Raw genomic sequence first — 20877 nt, 5'->3', positions numbered from 1 at the left:
CATTTCTTTGATTAAAACGGCTAAATGAAAACTATGTAAAGCTTATATTTCTGCGACTTTCTCGTCGGTACGAATGCTTTTGGCGACTTTACCAACGCTCAAACCTTGTACCAAAATAGAGAATATCACCACCGCATAAGTCAGCGCCAATAAAATATCGCGCTCGCCGCCTGCTGGCAGCTGCAACACCAAAGCAACCGAAATGCCACCGCGCAATCCGCCCCATGTCAGCACTTTCCACGCGCCTTTTGGCAAATCAAGCTGACGATGAAAGGTTTTGGTGGTCATGCCGACGACGATAAAGCGTGCAACTAGGGCAATAACAATGGTTAAACCAGCAGCGATAAATAAATTGCCCGAATAAGCAATCATCACCACCTCTAAACCAATCAAGACAAATAAAATCGCGTTAAGAATTTCATCAATTAATTCCCAAAACAAATCAATATAATGGCGCGTTTTATCACTCATCGCTAGCGCGCGTCCACGATTACCTACCATTAAGCCCATCATCACCATCGCAAGTGGCCCTGATAAATGCCAATGGCTGGCGAGTGCATAGCCGCCTATGACGCCCGCCAGCGTTAATAACACCTCTTCTTGGTAGCTGTCGATGCTTTTAAGCATGTAGTACAAAACTGCGCCGAGCACTAAACCAAAGACTATACCGCCACCAGCTTCAACGGCTAAGGTATGGGCAACATAATTGGCCGTTGGGATATCGCCACTGGATAAAATACCGAGCAGCAGCACGAAAATAACCACGCCGATACCATCATTAAATAGTGATTCACCAGCGATGACCGTTTCAATACTTTTTGGTGCGCCAGCTGAGGCCAAAATACCCATCACGGCGATTGGGTCGGTCGGCGATATCAAAGCGCCAAATAATAAACACCACAAAAACGGCAGGCCAAAACCAAATAGCGGCAGCATAAAATAAAGGGCAGCGGCAATGAGTAACGCCGATACGATGGTGCCAATAAAAGCAAGGATACCAATGGGCAGTTTATAACGTTTTAAATCGCCAATATTGACGTGTAGCGCGCCCGCAAAGAGCAACATAGACAGCATGCCGTCCAATAAGACTTCGGTAAAATCAAGCTGTTCTAATAAGCTCACTTCGTAATCAATGAGCTGATCAAAACCTAAAAAGCCCAAAAATATCGCGCCGATAGATAATAAAATGGAGATTACCATCACGCCGATAGTCGTTGGTAAGCCGATAAAGCGATGATTGACATAAGTTAATAAGGCAGTAATCGATAAAAAAATAGCGCTGATTTCTAGTACGCTCAAGCTGCTGGTAGGAGCCATAAAAAGGGTCTCAAGTAATGATAAAAATTCGCCCCGATTTTAGGACTTAGGAGGATTAACGGGGTTTTATTTTAGTTATTTTTGTGCTGGCTTACCAGTTATGAGTGGCAAACTTATTTTTAGTTATAAAGATCATTTTAAACGCTATCTTGATTGTGTTTGTAGAGCTTGATGAATATGAGCATCGAACTTAGCGACATAAGCAAAATATTGGTGTTGGTCATTGTCGCTGAGAATAAACTGCTTGGCTTGCGCACACATGGCGCTTAAGTCATCGACCAAGGCCTGATAGCTAAGATTGTCTTGTCCCGCACGTTCAATCAACGTCAGCTCATGTAGTAACGTTTGCTGCTGAGCATTATTAACTTTGGCATAATTAAGGTCTACCATTGCCTGACAAAGCGCCTTTAACACCATTAAGTCTGCGGTCGCGTAACGCCGTATCTCGCCAAGCGAGGTATCGATAAAGTCGGATATTTTAGGGGTATGAGTCACGACGGCTAATATGGCGTCGCGTGGTTTATGGCTTACTTTTTCAATAATGCTATTATCAGATGTTGTTTTATCTGGCTTCGACTTGTCTGGATTTTTTATATAAAAATGATAGGGGCTTGGCGGCTGACGACGCATCATGATGCTAAGGCAGCTGGTCAAAGACTGTACGCAATTGACCGCAGTTTTGGGATCGTTAATTCCTGGAGAAAGGGCGCGTACCGCAATTTCGGTCATTTGTCCTAAACTATAAGCGATATCGTTAGAATGGCTTAGGCGCTGCTCAATACGGATACAACCAGCAAAGCGCTGCCAAAACAAGCTATCTGGGGCGCGCGGCACAATGGCAAGTTTTGGCGTGTTGGTCTGATGGCGATTGTCTGGATGGTTGGCTGGGCGCTGATAAAAATAGCCAATAATATTTCTATCAGTGACAAAGTTACCAAGATTGGCATTAATTTGCACCACGCCTGCATAATCTTGGCTCAGAGTTACCAGTGACTTAAGGTAAATTTGCTGTAAATAGCCCGAGCTTGGCGCATAAATCGGCGTTGCAGACCAAGTGTGAAACTGTTCGACATCCTGATGCACAACATCACGTTGATGCTTGATATTACAGCGGTCTTTATACCAGTAGTGAATATTTTTAATCGCCTCATTACTGGCGCCTTCGATCACATGCGATGCCTGAATCGCATGCACCATATGCTGCACAAAATACACCAACAATAACGCGCAAATAATTGCCATGATAATGCCAAAGGTCACGGCCAATTGCGGCACACCAAAGGCAACATCGTATTTATGAATCGCTTTTAACACCAATAAACTATAGCTAAAGGTGCCAATAAATGCGCCTAAAACAAACTGATTGGGCGTATCGGTCAAAAAATTACGCAGCAATCTGGGGCCAAATTGCGAAGACGCCATTGATAACACGGCAATGGTAATCGAAAAAGTAGTCCCCGCGACACCAAGTACGGCACCAGCAATGGTGGTCATGATAGCGCGAGCGGCCTCATCATCGCCGGTAAAAGCAAAACTTAGCTCTCTAACCGTCTCGCGGTCAAAATGTTCATCAATGGTGACCAATATGGGCGCGAGTAGAATACCTGCTAACACACAAGCGCTGGGAATAAACCAATAAGAACCAATCAGCTGCTGCCACAGATTTTTTAGGCGATCGGGTAAATCTAATAGCGTCTGTAGCGACCACAGCTGGGCAAATTGCTTTAACCTGTGCATAAGGGTGAGCAATAGCGACTTAAGCCAGCCATTTTTAGGGTGTTTGTCCAATAGAATGCGCTCCAAAAATGACCTAAAAACCAAGCAAGTTCTATTGATAGAAGCTGTGCTGTTGCACCACTGAATAAAGAGACGTAAAGAGAATTACCTTACCATATAAATAGGATCGTTTAAAAATTTAGTAAAAATAAGCCCCTATGATAGGAGTTTATTTAGAGGTTACAGCGAATAAAAAAATTATAGTAACCTTATCTCACTATAGGCTTATCCGCCTCCGTAATAATATCGTCTCTCCTCCCAATTCTGTGGTCAAGCGTAGAAGGTTTATTCTCATCAATATCTTTAGGAATGATGATTTCATTGTTATTCTCATCACACTCCACGTCGCTGTCCTTATCATAAGCGATAGGATCAAAGTCCGGCGTGACGTTATCCCTATCTTTATCTTTTTTAGATAGGTAGTTAGGGGTTGCCTCGCTAGATTTTCTAAAGAGTTTAGAGCGAGTGTTTTTAGTTGAATTTGCTGTATTTTCCTCAGATTTTTTACGGGGTTCGCTATGAGCGAAAATCATATTCAATGGTAAAGCCAATTGCTGTTTGGCATAGGCTTCTGTATTTTCAAAGCGATCAACCAATAAGCTCAGCCAAGGTTTTTGGTCTTCAATGCTCATCTCATCAAGCTCATCTTTGATAGGCAAAGGGTAAGGCAGAGTGCGATAAAAATCCCACAAGGTCATTTTGCTCAAATCTTTTTTCAGTACATAATCTTCTTCTTCGGTCATGGTGATAAGATTACTGTCTTGCAGATAGTTAATATAGGTATACCATTTCGGCAACTCTTTACGTCCTAAGACATTACGCAGCGCTTGCTCGCTCACCGCTTCGCCTTTTAAATGATGGGTATAAACGAGATTTAACATATCGAGCAAACTTAGGAGCGGGTGGCGCGGATAAACCTCTTCGGTCTCAAAAATGGTCAAGGTATAACTAATCTCAACGCCGAGCAAAATCAAATTCCACGACAGATAGATCCATAATAAAAATATTGGCAGCGCGGCAAACGCCCCATAAATGGCCTCATAGCTGGTAAAATTCGCCATGACCGTACCAAAAAGGCTCTTCATTAACTCAAAAATAATCGCCACAAAGACACCAGCAATCGCCGCATTTTTTGCCGGGACACGCGCTTTGGGTATAAACCAGTACATACTAATAAAGCCCGCTACCGTGACCGCAATAGAAACGATTTGAATCCAAAACGACCAGTCGATACCGTAGCCGGCGATTTGTCGATTTAAGAAACTTAAGCTTTGCACCGTACTTGAGACGATAAATGCTGTGCCTAAAATCAGCGGTCCTAATGTCACAATCGTCCAGTAGCGCAGAATACTTTTCATGCCACCAGAGCGGTTTTCTACTCGCCAGATTTGGTTAAAGGCGCGCTCAATGGTCGTCAGGGTCATGATGGTAGTAAAAAACAACACCATCGAACCGATGATGGTCAGATTCGACGATTTTTCAGCGAAGTTATTGATATATTTGCTGACTTGCAAACTCGATTGCGGCAACAAGTTGCTATATATCACTTCATAAATCTGCGCTCTGACCGACGCAAGCGCTGGCACTGACGACAAAATCATCAATAGTACTGTTAAGATAGGCACAATCGATAATAGCGTCGTATACGTTAGCGAGGCGGCTTTTTGTTGGCAGTTGTCTTCAAAAAAGTGCCGCGTCAAAAAACGGAGAAACTGAAACCAACGTTGGTGTAAAAAAGGGATTTTTTTTAGTAAATTTTCCATGACAACCATTTAACGGCAATAAGAGTGCGAATAGTGTAACAAAAGTAAGCGTGCAGAATCTGCCACTGAATTGTGTCAAAATGCACTAAGTCAGCGTTGGTTTACATGCTTGTCTACACCATCTACAAAACGGCACTTTTGAATGAGGTTGATGTGCTTTGTTTGCTGTCAATGCATGACTCGGGCATAATATGCACATCTATTATTCATGCGGGTCATTTATAGTGTGGTTGACGCGCCTTTAACCATTCATTTTCACGACTTTTTAAGGATGTTTTGCTAATGAGTCAGACCGCCCCTTATGTTTTGGTGCTTTATTATTCAAATTATGGTACGACGAAGACATTAGCATATGCCATTGCCCAAGGTGTTGAAGACGCTGGCATGACGGCGCGTATTCGTACGGTGCCGACTGTCGCGCCTGAAACCACCGCAACTAAGCCTGCCATTCCTGATGAAGGCGACCTTTATTGCACCATGGATGATTTAAAAGATTGTAGCGGGCTTGCGCTTGGTAGTCCGACGCACTTTGGTAATATGGCCGCACCGATGAAGTATTTTTGGGACAATACCGTCACCCTATGGCTGGCTGGCAATCTGCAAAACAAGCCAGCTGCAGTATTTACGGCCACAGGCTCGATGCACGGCGGACAAGAAACGACCTTGCTGACGATGATGATGCCGCTATTGCATCATGGCATGATGATTGTGGGCGTCCCTTATGCTGAGCCTGCGTTAAATAGAACGCAGCGTGGCGGCTCGCCTTATGGCGCAAGTCATGTCAGCGGCGCGTTACATGACCAACCGGTATCGGCAGATGAGCGCGAGCTGGCGATTGCCCAAGGTCGGCGTTTGGCGATAACTGCGTCTGCCTTAACGAAAGCCAATTGGCAGCGTTAATTAACCTTTATAGGTTACCGTTTGCTGTTATCAATTAGGAAATACATATCTCCCATGGTCACTAACCAATCCAAGCAGGACAGTAATATCGACACGCCCGCAGCAAAAACGCCTGAGATAGTTAATGCACAAAAGCCGATAGCGCCTATACGTCAGCGTTTGATGGTGACATGGTTGGTTTGGCTAGCGTTTAGATTATTGGCATTGCCGATTTTAATCAGCGTCTTTAATCCTAGTCGTCCCGATATCGTTGGCGGTATCGCTTGGCAAGCGTTATGGTTGCTACCGGCGCTGGTCTTAACGCCATCGATATTACGCGGGCGTTCGCCTTATGCGCTATTGATAGACAGTATGTTTACCTTGGTTTATCTTGGCGCGAGTGGGGTGGTGCTATTTACCCGTGTTTATGGCAGTAGTTGGGCTGAGATAATGGTCTATCTATTTGATTTTGTGTTGTTACTTACCATCAACGTCTGGTTATTTATCTTGTTAAAACGTCTACCGTCAATGAACAATGTCGTTAAACAGCCACGTTCTCGCTAAAATTCACATAGAAAGTTTTATACGGATAAAAAAAAGCGGCGCTTCATTTAGAGCGCCGCTTTTTTACGTTAACCATTTATACAAAGATAAGGGCTTAATTGACTTTGGTTAATTCTAAATCCATCTTTTTACCATCGTTAATTTGACTGACTTTAACTGGCAGATAATCTAAGCTTGGCGCCAACCAAAAACTGGTCGAGCGGCTATTGTCATCGTGCACGCGGTCGACACGCACGGTATCAAACGTACCTGCTGGTACGGTGATTTTAGTATTGCCTGATTTTTTAAAAGGCGTTTTCTCAATTTTGTCTTTTTTCGCCATGTAATAGTTGCCAGAGAATTTACCATTTAATAAATCTTGGCGAATTTGCACCTCAAGGCTCAAATCATCAAAGGCTTGCTGCGCCATATTTAAAGTCGTCGACTTGCCGCGATAGTTGCTTACTACCTTTTTACTGCTTGGATTAAAGTCCAATTTGTGCGTACGACCAACGCCCAATAGTTTATAAGTGGTGCTGGCCTGAGTTGGCACCACATTATTACCGTTAATAGTAAAGGTACTATTTTGCGCGGCGGTGGCGACACCAGCAACGCGAGCATTGACATTGTATTTCCAGGTATTACCAGATTTATTCAACGTACGGGTAGCTGTACCTTTATATTTATCTTCAATGGTGAAACTATAGTTCGCGCTTGAGGGCTCAACGCTTTTGGCGCTGGCAAGGGTAGGTGCGGTCATACTTAAAGCTCCAATCGCAGCAATGCTTGCCCCAGTGGCTAAGGCGGTTAAAATTTTAGAGGGGCTGCGTTTCGGGTTATTAGAATGGGTTGTTAGGGATTGTTTATTTTGTGATAAAAAACTCATGGATATTCCTTAATTTGGTTTCAAGCTGTATTGGCAGTTTCGATTAAAGCTACTGTATTTTATTTAACTATTATTTATAGGGATTGTTATGTGCTCACCCTTATATATTGTCATACTCTGTTACATTTTCAAGGGCAGGGGCATAGTGAAGCGTTAGGCTATTGTAGTCGATGTTGCTGGTTTAGCTAAAGCGAGCACGGGCAGTAACTTGCTGTAAGCTTGGTAAGAAATGCGGAAGTTAATTGGCTGATACCGCTAAAAGCTTCATTTACAATCGCTTATTTTCTCTCTTATTATTTGATGGAAGGCTTGTTGTTTTAAAGCAATGCCAAAGCCTTTAATAGCGTGCAATTTAATCAATGGAATATTTATCACTCGCACTACTGCTTACATAGGCAATGATGTGCAAAAATCTTGTAAATTTTTGGGCTTTACACTTGAAGCAAACTTGCCTTGCCCCCACTTTCTGATACAAGCTCAAAGCTTATCTAAAGAATGCTGTTTTTAAGCAGACATTCTGCTAGATCTTGGTATTGAGATCATTCATTCAAATAAACCTTTATGTTAACTAACCAAATTTTGGAGTCGTATCGATGAATATTCGTCCTTTACATGACCGTATTGTCGTCCGCCGTATCGAAGAAGAAACAAAAACGGCTGGTGGTATCTTGCTTCCTGGTTCAGCTCAAGAAAAACCTTCTCAAGGTGAAGTGCTAGCCACCGGTAATGGTCAGATTCGTGACAACGGTGAAACTCGTGCGTTAGATGTAAAAGTTGGCGATAAAGTCTTGTTCGGTCAATATGCGGGTCAAACGGTAAAAGTTGACGGCGAAGAGCTATTGATTATGAAAGAAGCAGACGTATTGGGTGTACTAGAAGGCTAATTGCTAATAAGACAATTTTGGCTAACGATTTTTAGCCAACAACAGTTATACCCAAGAACATTTATAAAAAAATATCATTGAAACCTTTCATTGCATTCTCATACTTATAATAGTGGAGTAATTTAACATGGCAAAAGACGTAAAATTCGGCATTGATGCCCGTAAACAAATGATGGACGGTGTAAACGTTCTAGCAAATGCGGTAAAAGTCACGCTTGGCCCGAAAGGTCGTAACGTGGTTATCGATAAATCATTTGGCGCACCTACCATCACTAAAGATGGTGTATCGGTTGCCAAAGAAATCGAGCTTGAAAACAAATTTGAAAACATGGGCGCACAATTGGTGCGTGAAGTGGCTAGCCGCACCAACGATGTTGCTGGTGATGGTACAACGACCGCAACGGTATTGGCTCAGTCAATCTTGGTTGAAGGCATGAAGTCAGTTGCTGCGGGCATGAACCCAATGGATCTTAAGCGCGGTATCGATAAAGCCGTACGTGCTGCGGTTGAGCAAATCCATGAGTTATCAACCCCAGCTGACGATTCAAAAGCGATTGCGCAAGTAGGTTCTATCTCTGCCAACTCAGATACCAAAATTGGTGAGCTGATTGCCCAAGCGATGGAAAAAGTGGGTAAGCAAGGCGTTATCACCGTTGAAGAAGGTTCAAGCTTTGAAGATACCTTGGAAGTGGTTGAAGGTATGCAGTTTGACCGTGGTTATATCAGCCCGTACTTTGCCAATAAGCAAGACAGCTTAACCGCTGAGTTTGAAAACCCATATATCTTGCTTGTTGATAAAAAAATCAGCAATATCCGTGAAATCGTGCCATTACTTGAACAAGTCATGCAGCAAAGCAAGCCGTTGCTAATCATTGCTGAAGACGTAGAAAACGAAGCATTGGCAACACTAGTTGTAAACAACATGCGTGGCGGCTTAAAAACTTGTGCTGTTAAAGCACCAGGTTTTGGCGATCGCCGTAAAGCTATGCTAGAAGATATCGCAACGTTAACTGGCGGTACGGTGATTTCTGAAGAGATTGGTCTAAGTTTAGAGACTGCTACTCTAGAGCAATTAGGTACGGCGAAAAAAGTCACTGTTGGTAAAGAAAACACTGTGATTGTTGATGGCGCTGGTAACAAAGCAGACATCGAAAACCGCGTTGAATCTATCAAACGTCAAGTTGAAGAATCAACGTCTGACTACGATAAAGAGAAGCTACAAGAGCGTATGGCAAAACTTGCTGGCGGCGTTGCCGTTATCAAAGTAGGCGCGGCAACTGAAACTGAAATGAAAGAGAAGAAAGACCGCGTTGATGATGCGCTACATGCGACTCGTGCAGCGGTTGAAGAAGGCGTTGTCCCTGGCGGCGGCGTTGCCCTCGTTCGTGCGATGAATGCCTTGTCTGAACTACGTGGCGATAACGACGACCAAAATGCGGGTATTAGAATCCTACGCCGTGCGATGGAAGCACCTTTACGTCAAATCGTGACCAACTCAGGCGAAGAAGCGTCAGTGGTGGTTAATGAAGTCAAGAGCGGCAGTGGTAACTACGGTTACAACGCAGCTTCTGGCGAATACGGCGATATGCTAGAGATGGGTATCCTTGATCCAGCAAAAGTATCACGTTCAGCACTAGAAAATGCGGCTTCTGTTGCAGGCCTCATGCTTACAACTGAAGTCATGATTACTGACTTACCGCAAGGTGATGATGCTATGGCTGGCATGGGCGCTGCCGGTGGAATGGGCGGTATGGGTGGCATGGGCGGTATGATGTAATTTTACTTCTGCTACAAAGCGATTTTTCTTTGTTAGCCGCGCTCAATGTACGATAAGTACTATTTTCGCGCGTCTTCCTCGATAAATCGCTTTTCGCTAGAAGCATGACTTTGTCATAACCTACTTGTTAAACCTAGCTCAAACAAAACCCCGATAGGCTTTGGCTTATCGGGGTTTTTTTATGCATATTAGTTGTTTGTTTGAAGACTACTGACTTGCTTCATCCCGACGAAATGTCCACGTTTTATCGTCAGACAGCTCATCAACATAATAATAGCCTGCCAAATCAAACTGCTTTAGCTGCTCTGCGTTGGTCAGCTTATTGTCTGCTGCATATTTCACCATCAATCCGCGTGCTTTTTTGGCATAAAAGCTAATCACTTTATATTGGCCATTTTTCTCGTCTTCAAATCTTGGCGTGATGATTTGCGCATTCAGTGCTTTCTTTTTTATTACCTTAAAGTATTCATTAGAAGCAAGATTAATTAAAACTTTGTCCTCACTATCTGCCATACGTGCATTGATTGTTTTAGTCACTTCTTCGCCCCAAAACTCGTAAAGATTATCCCCGCGATCATTTTTTAGCTTGGTGCCCATCTCTAGGCGATATGGCTGAATCAAATCGAGCGGTTTCAGCACGCCATAAAGACCTGACAAAATACCCAAATGTTCATTAACGTAAATAGCAGTATCTTTGTCCATATGATACATATCAAGCCCAGTATAGACATCGCCGTCAAATAAATACCCCGCTGGTTTGGCGTTGTCACCCGTAAAAGGAGTATTTGCACTCCAAGCCCAGTCTTGATTACGTCTGGCATTAAGCTGCGCCAAATCGTCAGAGATACTCATCAGCTCTTGTAAATCAATTGGCTCTTTGGCTTTTAGGTCTTTCATGAGCCCCTGCGCATGCTCAATCAGCTCGGGCTGACTATAGTAATTGCCGAGATTGACTGGCACGGCATCTTTCTCATTAAGCGATTTGGCAGGGGAGAGTAAAAAATACATGGTTATTCCTTATTTATAGTAGGTCAATGGGTGTTCCATTGAGCGGTCAAGTTTTCTTATTATACGTTAGGCCGTATTTTATCTTGACTTAGTCGTAGCGGTTTTGTATTTTTAAGCGACATCGTAGACATATGTCAAACCTTAAGCCGGTTTTTATATTTGTCGTGAGCTAATAGCTTACAGGCTTTGCGCGCTTTTGGAAAAAATAAAAGTTTTTAATATAACAATAAAAGTTATGATGATGGTGTAAATGCCTAACTTTTTATTTTACTTGTGGGTCATCATTAGGCAATGAAAGTTTGCAGATGTTATCTCTATAATAAAAAGGCATGATGGCAAAGGAGCTATCATTTATTAAATTGATAATCTTTGGTCTTAAGTTCTTAACCAACCGTGACCAAAGATTTTTTTGTCCCCTGTGCTTTTTAAAGATGCGTTGCGGGTGTTAAAAGATAGTCATTAAACGTGAGTATAGTCATTTGACGTAAGTAAGGAGACGGTATGAAGATTGGTGTTATTAGTGCAGATAGCGCGAGTGAAAAACGGGTAGCGCTAACCCCAGACGCGGTAAAGAAATTACGCAAACTAGGGTTTGAAGTCGTCATTCAGTCAGGTGCAGGTCAAGCAGCATATTACGCTGATGAGTTGTATCAGGCAGCGGGTGCTGATATTGCCAATAGTAGTACCGAGGTCGTCAACCAAGCGCAAATTATTACTACCGTCAATGATTTGCCAGCAGCGGTGACGGAGCATTTAACAGCCGGTCAAGTGGTCATTGGTATGCTTGACCCATATCGCAATAGCCAGCTAGATACTTATGCGGCCAAAGGTGCCACCGTCTTTGCCATGGAATTATTGCCACGTACTTTGTCACGTGCGCAAAACATGGACGTCTTATCGTCACAAGCCAACCTTGCCGGTTATAAAGCGGTATTGCTTGCCGCCAATGAATACTCGCGTCCATTTCCGATGTTTATGACCTCAGCGGGTACGGTGAAACCTGCCAAAGTGGTCATCTTAGGCGTTGGCGTTGCAGGTTTGCAGGCGATTGCGACGGCGAAGCGTTTGGGCGCCGTCGTTGAAGCCAGTGATTTGCGCCCTGCTGCCAAAGAACAGGTGGAATCGCTTGGTGGTAAATGGCTTGACGTGCCAATGAGCGAAGACGAAGCGCAAAAAGCCAAAGCCACGGGCGGTTATGCATGGACGCCCTCTGAGCAATATATCAAAGATCAGGCTGCTGTCGTAGATAAAGCCTTGAGCAACGCAGATATCGTCATTACCACCGCGCAGATTCCTGGACGTAACGCGCCGCGCTTGGTGCACGGAGCAACGCTTGCCAAAATGAAAGCCGGTTCAGTACTGATTGATATGGCTGCTGGCACTGGTGGCAACGTCGAAGGCAGTGTACCTGATGAAACCATTACCACGCCAAACGGTGTGCGTATCGTCGGGGCAGCCAATATCCCATCACAACTGGCGGCGCAGTCTTCAGATTTATATGCCAATAACCTTGTTAATTTTATCACTACTTTGATGGCTCCTGCAGCTAAAGACGACGCTTCAGCGAAAACGCTGGCACTGAATTTAGACATGAATGATGAGATTCAAGGGGCGTTAGCAGTGACGCATGACAATCAAGTACGCCTTGCTAAACGCTAAGCCTTAAACATCCAGTCTCGAATTTCATTACCTTACATTTGCCAGACACGAACAAATTTTTAGGAGGATTAGATGATTGCCACTATTTTAGCGGCAGCGCCAGCGGGTGCGGCCATGAGTAGCACACCGTTTGTAGCGATTTTCACGGTATTCGTGCTCGCTATTTTCGTCGGATATTACGTCGTTTGGGGCGTCACGCCAGCATTGCACACGCCACTAATGGCAGTAACCAATGCCTTATCAAGTATCGTTATCGTCGGGGCGATGCTACAAACCGTCACCATTGACGGCACCATGTTTACCCCAACCAGCTTGCTCGGTGCCTTTGCAGTATTTTTAGCCAGTATCAATATTTTTGGTGGTTTTGCGGTGACTGAACGTATGCTGGCGATGTTTAAACCAAAAGTAAAAAAAGCGCCAGTACTTGAAACTGCGACGACTGAAAGTGGAGGCGATGCATGAGCGATTTAACAAATATGATTGCAACAAATGCGGACTGGTTTTACTTAATCGGTGCTATCCTTTTTGTCTTAACCTTGCGTGGTCTTTCTAGCCCAAAAACCGCCATTCGTGGTAACCGCTTTGGTATGGTAGCGATGGCTATTGCGGTCGCAACCACCTTTTTCTTAGCTGAAGGCCCTGTGCTGTGGTTAATCATCGGCGCCATGGTATTGGGTGCACTTGTTGGTATGTGGAAAGCAAAAACGGTCGCTATGACCCAAATGCCAGAAACGGTTGCTTTGATGCATTCATTCGTAGGCTTGGCAGCAGTGGCGATTGCCTTAGCGACCGTACTGCATACTGAGCAACAGCATGGCGCAGTCGCCCGTGCTGAACTGTTTATCGGTTGCTTTATTGGTGCGATTACTTTCTCAGCGTCTGTTTTTGCCTTTGGTAAATTGGCTGCAAAAAGTTGGGCAAAAACCCTAGTAGGCGGCTGGGTAAAACCGGTACAAGCGATTCTATTTATTGCTATGATTGGTTTTGGTATCGTCTACTTTATGACCGATTCATTGCCAGCTTTCTATGCGATGGCAGTATTAGCCGTAATATTTGGTTGGATGTGGATTGCGCCAATCGGTGGCGGTGATATGCCCGTGGTTGTGTCGCTATTGAACTCATTTTCAGGTTGGGCGGCAGCGGGTATTGGTTTTACCCTTGGCAACTCGATGCTAATTATCGCAGGTTCGCTCGTTGGTTCGTCAGGCGCGATTTTATCTTACATCATGTGTAAAGCCATGAACCGCTCATTACTAAACGTTTTATTTGGTGGTATGGGTACGGCAGCTGCCGCTACAGGCGCAGATGATGGCGCACCTAAAAACTACAAAGCAGGTTCGGCAGAAGACGCAGGTTTCCTCATGTCTAATGCCAGCAGTGTGGTGATTGTACCGGGCTACGGTATGGCGCAAGGCCGTGCTCAAAACGCGGTCAAAGAATTGTATGAGCTGTTAAAAGAGGAAGGCGTCAATGTGCGCTTTGCCATTCATCCGGTTGCTGGTCGTATGCCAGGCCATATGAACGTGCTATTGGCGGAAGCTGACGTGCCTTATGATGACATTCTTGAGATGGATGAGATTAACTCCGACTTTGCCAGTACCGATGTGGTCTTAGTGATTGGTGCTAACGACGTCGTCAATCCATCGGCAAAAGATGATCCATCATCCCCAATCTTTGGTATGCCAATCTTAGAAGTCAGCAAAGCACAGACGGTCATGGTTATCAAACGTTCAATGAGCACGGGCTATGCAGGTCTTGATAACAGCTTGTTCTACATGGACAAAACCATGATGATCTTTGGTGATGCTAAGAAAATGGTTGAAGAGATGGTACGTAGTATCAATGGCGGCGGTCATTAATTGCTAATCATCTACTAATAATATTTTTACGAAAAAGTCACTGAGGTGGCTTTTTTTGCGTTAAGGTAGGCAGCATTTATCAAAGCTATATTTACTCATAATTCATACAGAATAACCGTGCAGAGATTTCCTTTATGAACATGTTGATACGTTTTTTTATTATGGTCAGCTTATTAAAGCAGCAGCTTAAACAGCAAACGGCTAATGAACACCTAAGTGTCGAGACATTACCCAAACCAATTGTACGCCATTATCGCGTATTGCCACACGATATGGGCTTTCGCGACCATCTGCCTAATTATCGCTACTTGTCTTTTATCGAGTTAAACATCACTAAATGGCTGATGGCCTGCTGTCATCAAAAGGGGCTTAAAAATCTCGGCTGGATTATTGCCATGCAAGAAATGGTCTATCTCAAAGAAATTAAATTCCTGAATAAAATGACGGTAAGTAGTACGCTTGTCGGTTGGGATAAAAAATACGTCTATTTTGAAACGCGCTTTTTGGTAAAAAATCAGCTCATGGGTGTTGGTATGACTAAGTTTGTCTTAAACGATAAAAAAGGCAAATGCGCACCAGAGATATTGGATATGACAGGTGAGCAGACAAATGAAGTCATTGTTTCTTGGAATCAGCATCAAGTAGCGATTAAATCTGCAGAAACAAAATAAAAAGATAAAGCAAAAAGTTAAAGCAACAAAGGCGGTATAACGAACTTGTCTATAATCAGTTGGCGAATTTTGATAGGATAGGAGGTTAGTAAGTGAGCAAGTAAAGCGTTAGACAAACATTATACAAACAACTGGTCAAACTAATCTCTAGTTTGATGAAAACTATAAAATAAATAACAGTTAAGGAGCTACCATGAGCCCGCAAAAACTAAAATGGACAGACAGCTTAGATATCGCTATTGAGCTTTATGAAAAATTCCCTGAGACCGATCCGCAGTATATTCGCTTTACTGATTTACACCGCTGGGTGACGGAGCTAGAAGGTTTTGATGATGATCCGCAAAAATCAAACGAGGGTATCTTAGAAGCCATTCAAATGAATTGGATTGATGAAGCGGATTAAGGCAGTTATGCTCATTTAATCGCACATCAAATAAAAATCACACAGCACAACAGGGCAGGCAGCATCATGACGTCACAAATTAAAGAGCTACCCGAAGCGATAGCTTGCAAGGGTATTAGCGTACGTACCACCAATCACGCTGAAATCAGCCACGAAACGGCAAAATTAGGCCGCTTATGGCAAAAGTTTTATCAAAACTACATGGGTGACTTGCCTGAAGATCAGGATATTTATGGTATCTACCACAATTATGAAAGTGCTGATTTAGTAGGGGCGTTTGATGTTGTCGCTGGTTGGGAAGTGGGCAATGAGCAGGCGCAGCCGGATAATGCGGCGGTCGCCAATAAGAGTAATCTTGTAACAATAGCCATTCCCGCAGGGAAATACTTAGTCTTTTCAGAAACAGGTAATATGCCTAATACCGTCATGAATGCGTGGGAGAAGGCTTGGGAGTACTTCAACGACCCAAGCTGTGAGTATACTCGTAGTTATAATGTCGATTTTGAGCACTATATTGATGGTAATTTAGAGTATGGGCAAGTGGATGTTTATATAGGGATTGAGTGAAGCTAGTAAGTAGCTTAATTGACTTGTGTTGTTCAAGTCCTTATCGATAAAAGATCATAATAAAAAAGCGCCAAATACGAAGCAGATGGCGCTTTTTTTGTTTCTATAGATTATGTCTAATCAAGCAGCAGATTCTCTAAAATCCCTTCATATATCTGCGCCAATCTGCCTAAGTTATCTATTTCTACCTTTTCATCGACCTGATGAATGGTGGCATTACGTACGCCAAGTTCAACGACTTGCGCACCGGTTGGCGCGATAAAGCGTCCGTCTGATGTACCGCCAGAGGTTGATAACGTAGTATCAACATCAGTCACAGATTTAATCGCTTGCTGGCAGGCCGATACGAGTTTGCCTTCAGGAGTTAGAAATGGCTGACCGGATAATTTCCAGTTAATATCATAACTGGCTTTATTGTTTTCAAAATATTTATCAAAGATAGCATGAGTTCTCGCTTTTAATTCTTCATCCGTCGTTTCTGTGGAAAAGCGGAAGTTAAAAATAACGGTTAGCGTTTCAGGAATGACATTGGTTGCGCCTGTACCGCTATTTATATTGGAGATTTGCAAAGAAGTCGCAGGGAAATACTCGTTGCCGTTATCCCAAGTGGCATTGGTTAATTCTGCTAATGCCGCCATTGCCGCATGAATCGGATTGCAAGCCAGATGCGGATAGGCAACATGACCTTGTTTGCCAGTGACGGTCAGTTCGGCGCCCAATGAGCCGCGGCGACCGTTTTTAATGATATCACCAAGCGTGTCGGTACTTGATGGTTCGCCAACGAGGCAATAGGTGATTTTCTCATTGCGCGCTTCAAGCGTTTCAATGACTTTCACCGTCCCATTGATGGACGGGCCTTCTTCATCTGCGGTGATTAAAAAAGCAATAGAGCCATTGTGCTTAGGATAATTAGCGACAAAACGCTCGGCGGCAACGGTAAAAGCAGCAATGCCGGTTTTCATATCAGCGGCACCGCGCGCCCATAAATAACCATCGGCAATGGTGGGTGTAAATGGCGGATAAGTCCAATTGTTTTCATCACCCGTAGGCACGACGTCGGTATGACCAGCAAAACAAATAACTGGCTCAGTGGTGCCACGGCGCGCCCAGAGGTTTTTGACTTCCGCATGTTCGCCGCTTTGGTTTCTTTCACCAAAATACATAAACTCGCAATCAAACCCAGCCTGCGTCAGGCGCTCTGACAATATATCTTGGCAGCCATCATCATCGGGGGTGACAGAAGGACGTTCAAGTAGGGCGATGCTTAAATCTAAGGTTTGTTGTTGATGGGTTTTACTATTATTTTCTGAACTCATGACAGTCCTAGATATGTTGTTTTGATGTTTATAATTTGAGGTCTGAAAAAATTTAGTTTTTATCCAAGTCAATTTTTTCATAATCGCCGTAATATGTTGCTAGATACTCTGTAATGCACTTTTCGGCTGGGCTATTACTATAATTTTTAACTTTTTCACTGTTGTAAGTATGCACATAGCCAGCTGCAGAAATCACATTACCCATTTTATAACTCGTTCCTAATAATCTTAAAGTCTTATGATGACTATTAAAAGTTGCATGTCCTTCGGGAAATACAGGTGTCATCCATATGCTTCCATCAAATGCAAGTAAACACCCATCCTCATATTTGAATTCAGTAGTAATAACAGTCGGATTAATTATTAGAGGTTCTTCAGGCATGGATTTTGGCAAATAATAGGTAAAAAATAACTCATTGTCTTTTTGAGTAGCGGCTTGATTATTAAGCGTCTCGCAGCTCACGATCAGAGGGAGTATAACAAGTAAGAGCAAGCTTCTATATAAGGTTTTATGCATTGTCATTATCCTTAATTAACAAGGCTTATTTAAAGTAATAGCTGATTAGTTTTAAATATTATCCTCAACAAAAGGCACCAAACCATCACGGCGCATCCACGTAGCGATAGAATAACGCTGCCGATGGGCAATTTGTACTTGATGTTGTAAGTCACTATCAAATATGACCAGTCGATTGGCAACAGGCATGACATTATGATTGATGCCATGTTTGTCGACTACTTCTAACGCACCGCCATCACTATTACGCCAATCATCATTGAGATAAAACACCGCCGAGATAACGCGCTCATCACGTCCAGCCGGATTATCGCTATGCCATTGATAGCCAAAACCTACCGGATAACAAGCGTAATGTGCCTCACTATGGCGAATACCAGCAAACAAGCTTTGATTGAATAAAGCAGCAAGCGCATTGATACTTTGTAAATAATAGTAACCTGCAAAGAAGTTTTCGGTAATCCAGCGAATGCGATCACCGCGAATATTGCTAACCCGAATGCCAGCCGTCAGCTCGGCGTCACGATAGTCAATAAAACCGCTCTCAGACTGCAGAGCCAATAGCGCTTTATTTTCAAACACATCGTCAATAATCATCCAGCCATCGTCTACAAACGTATCTAGCTGTTTATCGGTTAGCTTATTTTGCCAATCGACATCAAAGTCGGAAAATTGTAATTCATGCTGAGTTGGCGGCGTTTGACTTTCGTCATCGCTCGGCGGATATAATAATGGAGGATTATCCTGTCCAATCGGTTGATCAACGACTAACTGTGTTACCTCAAGATTGCTAATAATCTGCGTCATTTTGCCTCGCCGTTATCAATAAACATGCCATTCACTGTCAATACACAGCCAATCCATGCCTTTTTACCAAAACCATCGTTATCTTTTACTCTGCCTATGCTACCATAGATGCAATTTTTCTTATTTAAACTTTTGATCTTATGAACTATAAACACGCCTATCATGCTGGTAACTTTGCCGATGTTGTTAAACACATTTTATTGGTACAACTGCTGAATCAATTGGGGCAAAAGAACAAACCTTTTTATGTGCTGGATGCTTACGGCGGTCGTGGGCTGTATTCGCTCGGCAGTGAAGAGGCGCGCAAAACAGGTGAAGCCAAAGGCGGTATCCAAGCTTTATTAAAAGCGGATATCGAAAAAGCACCGGCGGCCGTCAAAGACTATATGGAAGGCATTAAGCAAGCGCGTTTTACGTATGACAAAAAAGTCTATCCTGGTTCACCTTGGTGGATTGCCCATCATGTTGAAAAAAATCCTGATGCTGGCGTGCGCGGTGAAGCGTTTGAAGCCAAAGCCAGTGAATACGATGCATTAAATTATCAGCTACATAAATTGCCGATTGGTATTCATCATCGCAATTCTTTTGAAGGTATCGCTGCGGTGATTCCACCAAAAGAGAAGCGCGGTTTGATTTTTCTTGATCCGCCTTACGAGCAAGAGCATAAAGACTTCACCCGCCTGATTGACCTATTGGTACATTCTTATAATAAGTGGCCACAAGGTACTTACGCGTTATGGTATCCAATTAAAAACATGGAAGCGGTTGAGCTGTTTTACAAAAAGCTAAAACGGACTGAAATGAGACGTCAATTGGTCTGCGAGCTCAATATCTATCCTAACGACATCGCTGTTGGTCTAAATGGTACAGGGTTACTCGTTATCAATCCGCCTTGGCAATTTGACAATCACGCACGTGAGATTTTGCGTTTCTTACAGCCGGTGTTAAAAGTTGCGGATGCCCCAGACATGTCTCCTGATAGTGCCACTAATGTGCGCTGGCTGGTCGGCGAATAAGGATATCGTTATGACGACGAATCAATCATCAAGTAGTATGGGCAAAGATAGCCTTGCAAAGGACAGTCTGGTAACCGACAAGGTTATGAATGACGGTTTGGTAAAAGAGCCGCTCTTACAGGATAGTGCTGCCACTCAGCCGCCTTTTGTCGATGAGCATGAGTTCAATATTCGCCTAGCGGATAATGACAATTATGATGGTTTGACCTTTGAGGTGATTGAAGCAGAGGTTGCCGAAGGTAAGCGTGTGGTTAGTCGCGGTGTCTATTTAGCGCCCAATCTGATTACCACTTTATCTCTGCTGTCGGGTTTTTATTCTATTTTAGCCAGTACTCAAGGCGAATTTTATAAAGCCTCACTGGCGATTTTCTTATCCGCTATCCTTGATGGTGCCGATGGGCGTGTTGCGCGTATGCTTAATGCGCAAAGTCCTTTTGGCGAGCAGTATGATTCACTCGCTGATATGTTGGCTTTTGGCGTGGCACCGGCGATTTTGATTTATAGCTTTGCTTTAGAGCCGTTAGGTCGTATAGGTCTTGGCTGTGCCTTCGTCTTTACCGCGTGCGCCGCGTTTCGCTTAGCACGTTTTAACGTTCAGGTCGGCATTGTCGATAAAAAATACTTCGTCGGTTTGGCAAGTCCGCTCGCGGCTATCTTGGTTACCGCCGCTGTCATGGTTGCGGTCGATCATAATGAATGGGTCGGACAATACGATACTGCCATCATGTTCCTATTTGCGGCATGGGTGGTTATCTGCGGCTTATTGATGGTCAGTAATGTTAAATACTATAGCTTTAAAGAGTTCGATAAAAAGAAAGTGCCATTTGTTGTGCTTATCATTGGCGTATTGGTCATGAGTATCATCTTATATGATATCCCAGTAGGCATCTTAGCCATCGGTATCATCTATGCATTATCAGGTATCGTAACCACCTTAAAGAGTAAAATGTAAGACTAAAGCCAAAATCTCAGATTTAATTCCTAAGCAATCAAGGGGTTAGAAGATATATCAATTTAAATTTTCAAACCCCCTTGACCCCCTACTAAAAGCGCGTATAATGCCACCCAGTCGAAAGGGAAGGGCGTTTAGAAAGTGTTTTGGCACTGAATAAACATCCATTAGCGAGAAAGAACACATCAAACTACTATTAAGTAGGCTGATAAAAATTTCAAACTAAATAAAAATAACTTCTTGACTAATTAAAATAAGCGTCTATAATACGCACCTC

General features: G+C 43.4%; 20 protein-coding genes. 12 read left to right on the top strand and 8 right to left on the bottom strand.

Annotated features, from left to right (window positions below):
- Nucleotides 1–42: 42 nt before the first annotated feature.
- From B3R91_RS06080 to B3R91_RS06070, 3 genes are all read right to left on the bottom strand, one after another.
- Nucleotides 43–1317 (bottom strand): cation:proton antiporter, encoded by a 1275-nt coding sequence (locus B3R91_RS06080; RefSeq protein ID WP_144297709.1) that lies wholly within the window; start codon nt 1315–1317, stop codon nt 43–45.
- A 144-nt stretch (nt 1318–1461) separates the two neighbouring features.
- Nucleotides 1462–3054, bottom strand: a complete 1593-nt coding sequence (locus tag B3R91_RS06075; RefSeq protein WP_414707522.1) for a DUF2254 domain-containing protein — start codon at nt 3052–3054, stop codon at nt 1462–1464.
- 248 nt (nt 3055–3302) lie between these two features.
- Entirely contained in the window at nt 3303–4856 is a 1554-nt protein-coding gene (locus tag B3R91_RS06070) for a YihY family inner membrane protein (protein WP_286796852.1), read from the bottom strand.
- A gap of 282 nt (nt 4857–5138) precedes the next feature.
- Here B3R91_RS06070 and wrbA point away from each other — a divergent pair, with 282 nt between their 5' ends.
- Together wrbA and B3R91_RS06060 are read left to right on the top strand one after the other, a co-directional pair.
- A complete protein-coding gene (wrbA, locus tag B3R91_RS06065) occupies nt 5139–5756 on the top strand; it encodes an NAD(P)H:quinone oxidoreductase (RefSeq protein ID WP_201592294.1) in 618 nt (205 codons plus the stop codon).
- A 54-nt stretch (nt 5757–5810) separates the two neighbouring features.
- Entirely contained in the window at nt 5811–6299 is a 489-nt protein-coding gene (locus tag B3R91_RS06060) for a hypothetical protein (protein WP_144297706.1), read from the top strand.
- 94 nt (nt 6300–6393) lie between these two features.
- Here the strand turns inward: B3R91_RS06060 and B3R91_RS06055 are convergent, their stop codons facing one another.
- Nucleotides 6394–7164 carry a DUF3108 domain-containing protein gene (locus B3R91_RS06055; RefSeq protein ID WP_144297705.1) on the bottom strand — a complete coding sequence of 257 codons (771 nt, stop codon included), beginning with the start codon at nt 7162–7164 and terminating at the stop codon, nt 6394–6396.
- Nucleotides 7165–7757: 593 nt separating this feature from the next.
- Between B3R91_RS06055 and B3R91_RS06050 the strand changes: the two genes are divergently transcribed.
- Both B3R91_RS06050 and groL read left to right on the top strand, forming a co-directional pair.
- On the top strand, nt 7758–8048 hold the full coding sequence (locus tag B3R91_RS06050; RefSeq protein WP_144297704.1) for a co-chaperone GroES: 291 nt from the start codon (nt 7758–7760) through the stop codon (nt 8046–8048).
- Nucleotides 8049–8175: 127 nt separating this feature from the next.
- On the top strand, nt 8176–9825 hold the full coding sequence (gene groL, locus B3R91_RS06045) for a chaperonin GroEL (protein WP_238060659.1): 1650 nt from the start codon (nt 8176–8178) through the stop codon (nt 9823–9825).
- A gap of 207 nt (nt 9826–10032) precedes the next feature.
- On the opposite strand, the gene yaaA is transcribed toward groL, so the two are convergent.
- Nucleotides 10033–10833 carry a peroxide stress protein YaaA gene (yaaA, locus tag B3R91_RS06040; RefSeq protein WP_286796851.1) on the bottom strand — a complete coding sequence of 267 codons (801 nt, stop codon included), beginning with the start codon at nt 10831–10833 and terminating at the stop codon, nt 10033–10035.
- A 501-nt stretch (nt 10834–11334) separates the two neighbouring features.
- On the opposite strand from yaaA, the gene B3R91_RS06035 reads away from it, so the two are divergent.
- The 6 genes from B3R91_RS06035 (at nt 11335) to B3R91_RS06010 (ending at nt 15992) form a co-directional block, all read left to right on the top strand.
- Complete coding sequence (locus B3R91_RS06035) at nt 11335–12492, top strand: Re/Si-specific NAD(P)(+) transhydrogenase subunit alpha (protein WP_201541916.1); 1158 nt, start codon at nt 11335–11337, stop codon at nt 12490–12492.
- Nucleotides 12493–12606: 114 nt separating this feature from the next.
- Nucleotides 12607–12954, top strand: a complete 348-nt coding sequence (locus B3R91_RS06030; RefSeq protein ID WP_286796860.1) for a proton-translocating transhydrogenase family protein — start codon at nt 12607–12609, stop codon at nt 12952–12954.
- On the top strand, nt 12951–14351 hold the full coding sequence (locus tag B3R91_RS06025) for an NAD(P)(+) transhydrogenase (Re/Si-specific) subunit beta (protein ID WP_414707521.1): 1401 nt from the start codon (nt 12951–12953) through the stop codon (nt 14349–14351). Before B3R91_RS06030 ends, B3R91_RS06025 begins: the two co-directional genes overlap by 4 nt.
- Nucleotides 14352–14485: 134 nt before the next feature.
- The gene (locus B3R91_RS06020) at nt 14486–15022 is read left to right on the top strand and encodes an acyl-CoA thioesterase (protein ID WP_286796850.1); all 537 of its coding nucleotides are present in this window, start codon (nt 14486–14488) and stop codon (nt 15020–15022) included.
- A gap of 193 nt (nt 15023–15215) precedes the next feature.
- The gene (gene iscX, locus B3R91_RS06015) at nt 15216–15425 is read left to right on the top strand and encodes a Fe-S cluster assembly protein IscX (protein WP_144297698.1); all 210 of its coding nucleotides are present in this window, start codon (nt 15216–15218) and stop codon (nt 15423–15425) included.
- A gap of 66 nt (nt 15426–15491) precedes the next feature.
- Nucleotides 15492–15992 carry a GyrI-like domain-containing protein gene (locus tag B3R91_RS06010; RefSeq protein WP_144297697.1) on the top strand — a complete coding sequence of 167 codons (501 nt, stop codon included), beginning with the start codon at nt 15492–15494 and terminating at the stop codon, nt 15990–15992.
- 116 nt (nt 15993–16108) lie between these two features.
- On the opposite strand, the gene dapE is transcribed toward B3R91_RS06010, so the two are convergent.
- From dapE to B3R91_RS05995, 3 genes are read right to left on the bottom strand one after another with little or no spacing between them, the layout of a single operon-like run.
- Nucleotides 16109–17308 carry a succinyl-diaminopimelate desuccinylase gene (gene dapE, locus B3R91_RS06005; protein WP_286796849.1) on the bottom strand — a complete coding sequence of 400 codons (1200 nt, stop codon included), beginning with the start codon at nt 17306–17308 and terminating at the stop codon, nt 16109–16111.
- Between the two features lie 52 nt (nt 17309–17360).
- Nucleotides 17361–17825, bottom strand: coding sequence for a hypothetical protein (locus B3R91_RS06000; RefSeq protein WP_286796848.1), 465 nt, complete (start codon nt 17823–17825; stop codon nt 17361–17363).
- Nucleotides 17826–17876: 51 nt separating this feature from the next.
- Complete coding sequence (locus tag B3R91_RS05995) at nt 17877–18632, bottom strand: 2OG-Fe(II) oxygenase (RefSeq protein ID WP_286796847.1); 756 nt, start codon at nt 18630–18632, stop codon at nt 17877–17879.
- 140 nt (nt 18633–18772) lie between these two features.
- Here B3R91_RS05995 and B3R91_RS05990 point away from each other — a divergent pair, with 140 nt between their 5' ends.
- Both B3R91_RS05990 and pssA read left to right on the top strand, forming a co-directional pair.
- A complete protein-coding gene (locus B3R91_RS05990) occupies nt 18773–19648 on the top strand; it encodes a 23S rRNA (adenine(2030)-N(6))-methyltransferase RlmJ (protein ID WP_286796846.1) in 876 nt (291 codons plus the stop codon).
- Nucleotides 19649–19658: 10 nt separating this feature from the next.
- Nucleotides 19659–20600 carry a CDP-diacylglycerol--serine O-phosphatidyltransferase gene (gene pssA, locus B3R91_RS05985; RefSeq protein WP_144297693.1) on the top strand — a complete coding sequence of 314 codons (942 nt, stop codon included), beginning with the start codon at nt 19659–19661 and terminating at the stop codon, nt 20598–20600.
- Nucleotides 20601–20877 lie beyond the last annotated feature (277 nt).

The organism is Psychrobacter sp. UBA6291 (assembly GCF_002439405.1).
Taxonomy (GTDB): Bacteria; Pseudomonadota; Gammaproteobacteria; order Pseudomonadales; family Moraxellaceae; genus Psychrobacter; species Psychrobacter faecalis.
This window is presented reverse-complemented; position numbering and strand designations above follow the sequence as displayed.

What these genes read in the sequence shown, in the direction of transcription:
- B3R91_RS06010 (WP_144297697.1), top strand. Translation starts at nt 15,492, where the DNA reads ATGACGTCACAAATTAAAGAGCTACCCGAAGCGATAGCTTGCAAGGGT.
- B3R91_RS06000 (WP_286796848.1), bottom strand. Translation starts at nt 17,825, where the DNA reads ATGCATAAAACCTTATATAGAAGCTTGCTCTTACTTGTTATACTCCCT.
- B3R91_RS06030 (WP_286796860.1), top strand. Translation starts at nt 12,607, where the DNA reads ATGAGTAGCACACCGTTTGTAGCGATTTTCACGGTATTCGTGCTCGCT.
- groL (WP_238060659.1), top strand. Translation starts at nt 8,176, where the DNA reads ATGGCAAAAGACGTAAAATTCGGCATTGATGCCCGTAAACAAATGATG.
- B3R91_RS06075 (WP_414707522.1), bottom strand. Translation starts at nt 3,054, where the DNA reads ATGCACAGGTTAAAGCAATTTGCCCAGCTGTGGTCGCTACAGACGCTA.
- B3R91_RS05990 (WP_286796846.1), top strand. Translation starts at nt 18,773, where the DNA reads ATGAACTATAAACACGCCTATCATGCTGGTAACTTTGCCGATGTTGTT.
- iscX (WP_144297698.1), top strand. Translation starts at nt 15,216, where the DNA reads ATGAGCCCGCAAAAACTAAAATGGACAGACAGCTTAGATATCGCTATT.
- B3R91_RS06050 (WP_144297704.1), top strand. Translation starts at nt 7,758, where the DNA reads ATGAATATTCGTCCTTTACATGACCGTATTGTCGTCCGCCGTATCGAA.
- pssA (WP_144297693.1), top strand. Translation starts at nt 19,659, where the DNA reads ATGACGACGAATCAATCATCAAGTAGTATGGGCAAAGATAGCCTTGCA.
- B3R91_RS06070 (WP_286796852.1), bottom strand. Translation starts at nt 4,856, where the DNA reads ATGGAAAATTTACTAAAAAAAATCCCTTTTTTACACCAACGTTGGTTT.
- B3R91_RS05995 (WP_286796847.1), bottom strand. Translation starts at nt 18,632, where the DNA reads ATGACGCAGATTATTAGCAATCTTGAGGTAACACAGTTAGTCGTTGAT.
- B3R91_RS06055 (WP_144297705.1), bottom strand. Translation starts at nt 7,164, where the DNA reads ATGAGTTTTTTATCACAAAATAAACAATCCCTAACAACCCATTCTAAT.
- B3R91_RS06080 (WP_144297709.1), bottom strand. Translation starts at nt 1,317, where the DNA reads ATGGCTCCTACCAGCAGCTTGAGCGTACTAGAAATCAGCGCTATTTTT.
- B3R91_RS06035 (WP_201541916.1), top strand. Translation starts at nt 11,335, where the DNA reads ATGAAGATTGGTGTTATTAGTGCAGATAGCGCGAGTGAAAAACGGGTA.
- B3R91_RS06060 (WP_144297706.1), top strand. Translation starts at nt 5,811, where the DNA reads ATGGTCACTAACCAATCCAAGCAGGACAGTAATATCGACACGCCCGCA.
- B3R91_RS06025 (WP_414707521.1), top strand. Translation starts at nt 12,951, where the DNA reads ATGAGCGATTTAACAAATATGATTGCAACAAATGCGGACTGGTTTTAC.
- yaaA (WP_286796851.1), bottom strand. Translation starts at nt 10,833, where the DNA reads ATGTATTTTTTACTCTCCCCTGCCAAATCGCTTAATGAGAAAGATGCC.
- dapE (WP_286796849.1), bottom strand. Translation starts at nt 17,308, where the DNA reads ATGAGTTCAGAAAATAATAGTAAAACCCATCAACAACAAACCTTAGAT.
- B3R91_RS06020 (WP_286796850.1), top strand. Translation starts at nt 14,486, where the DNA reads ATGAACATGTTGATACGTTTTTTTATTATGGTCAGCTTATTAAAGCAG.
- wrbA (WP_201592294.1), top strand. Translation starts at nt 5,139, where the DNA reads ATGAGTCAGACCGCCCCTTATGTTTTGGTGCTTTATTATTCAAATTAT.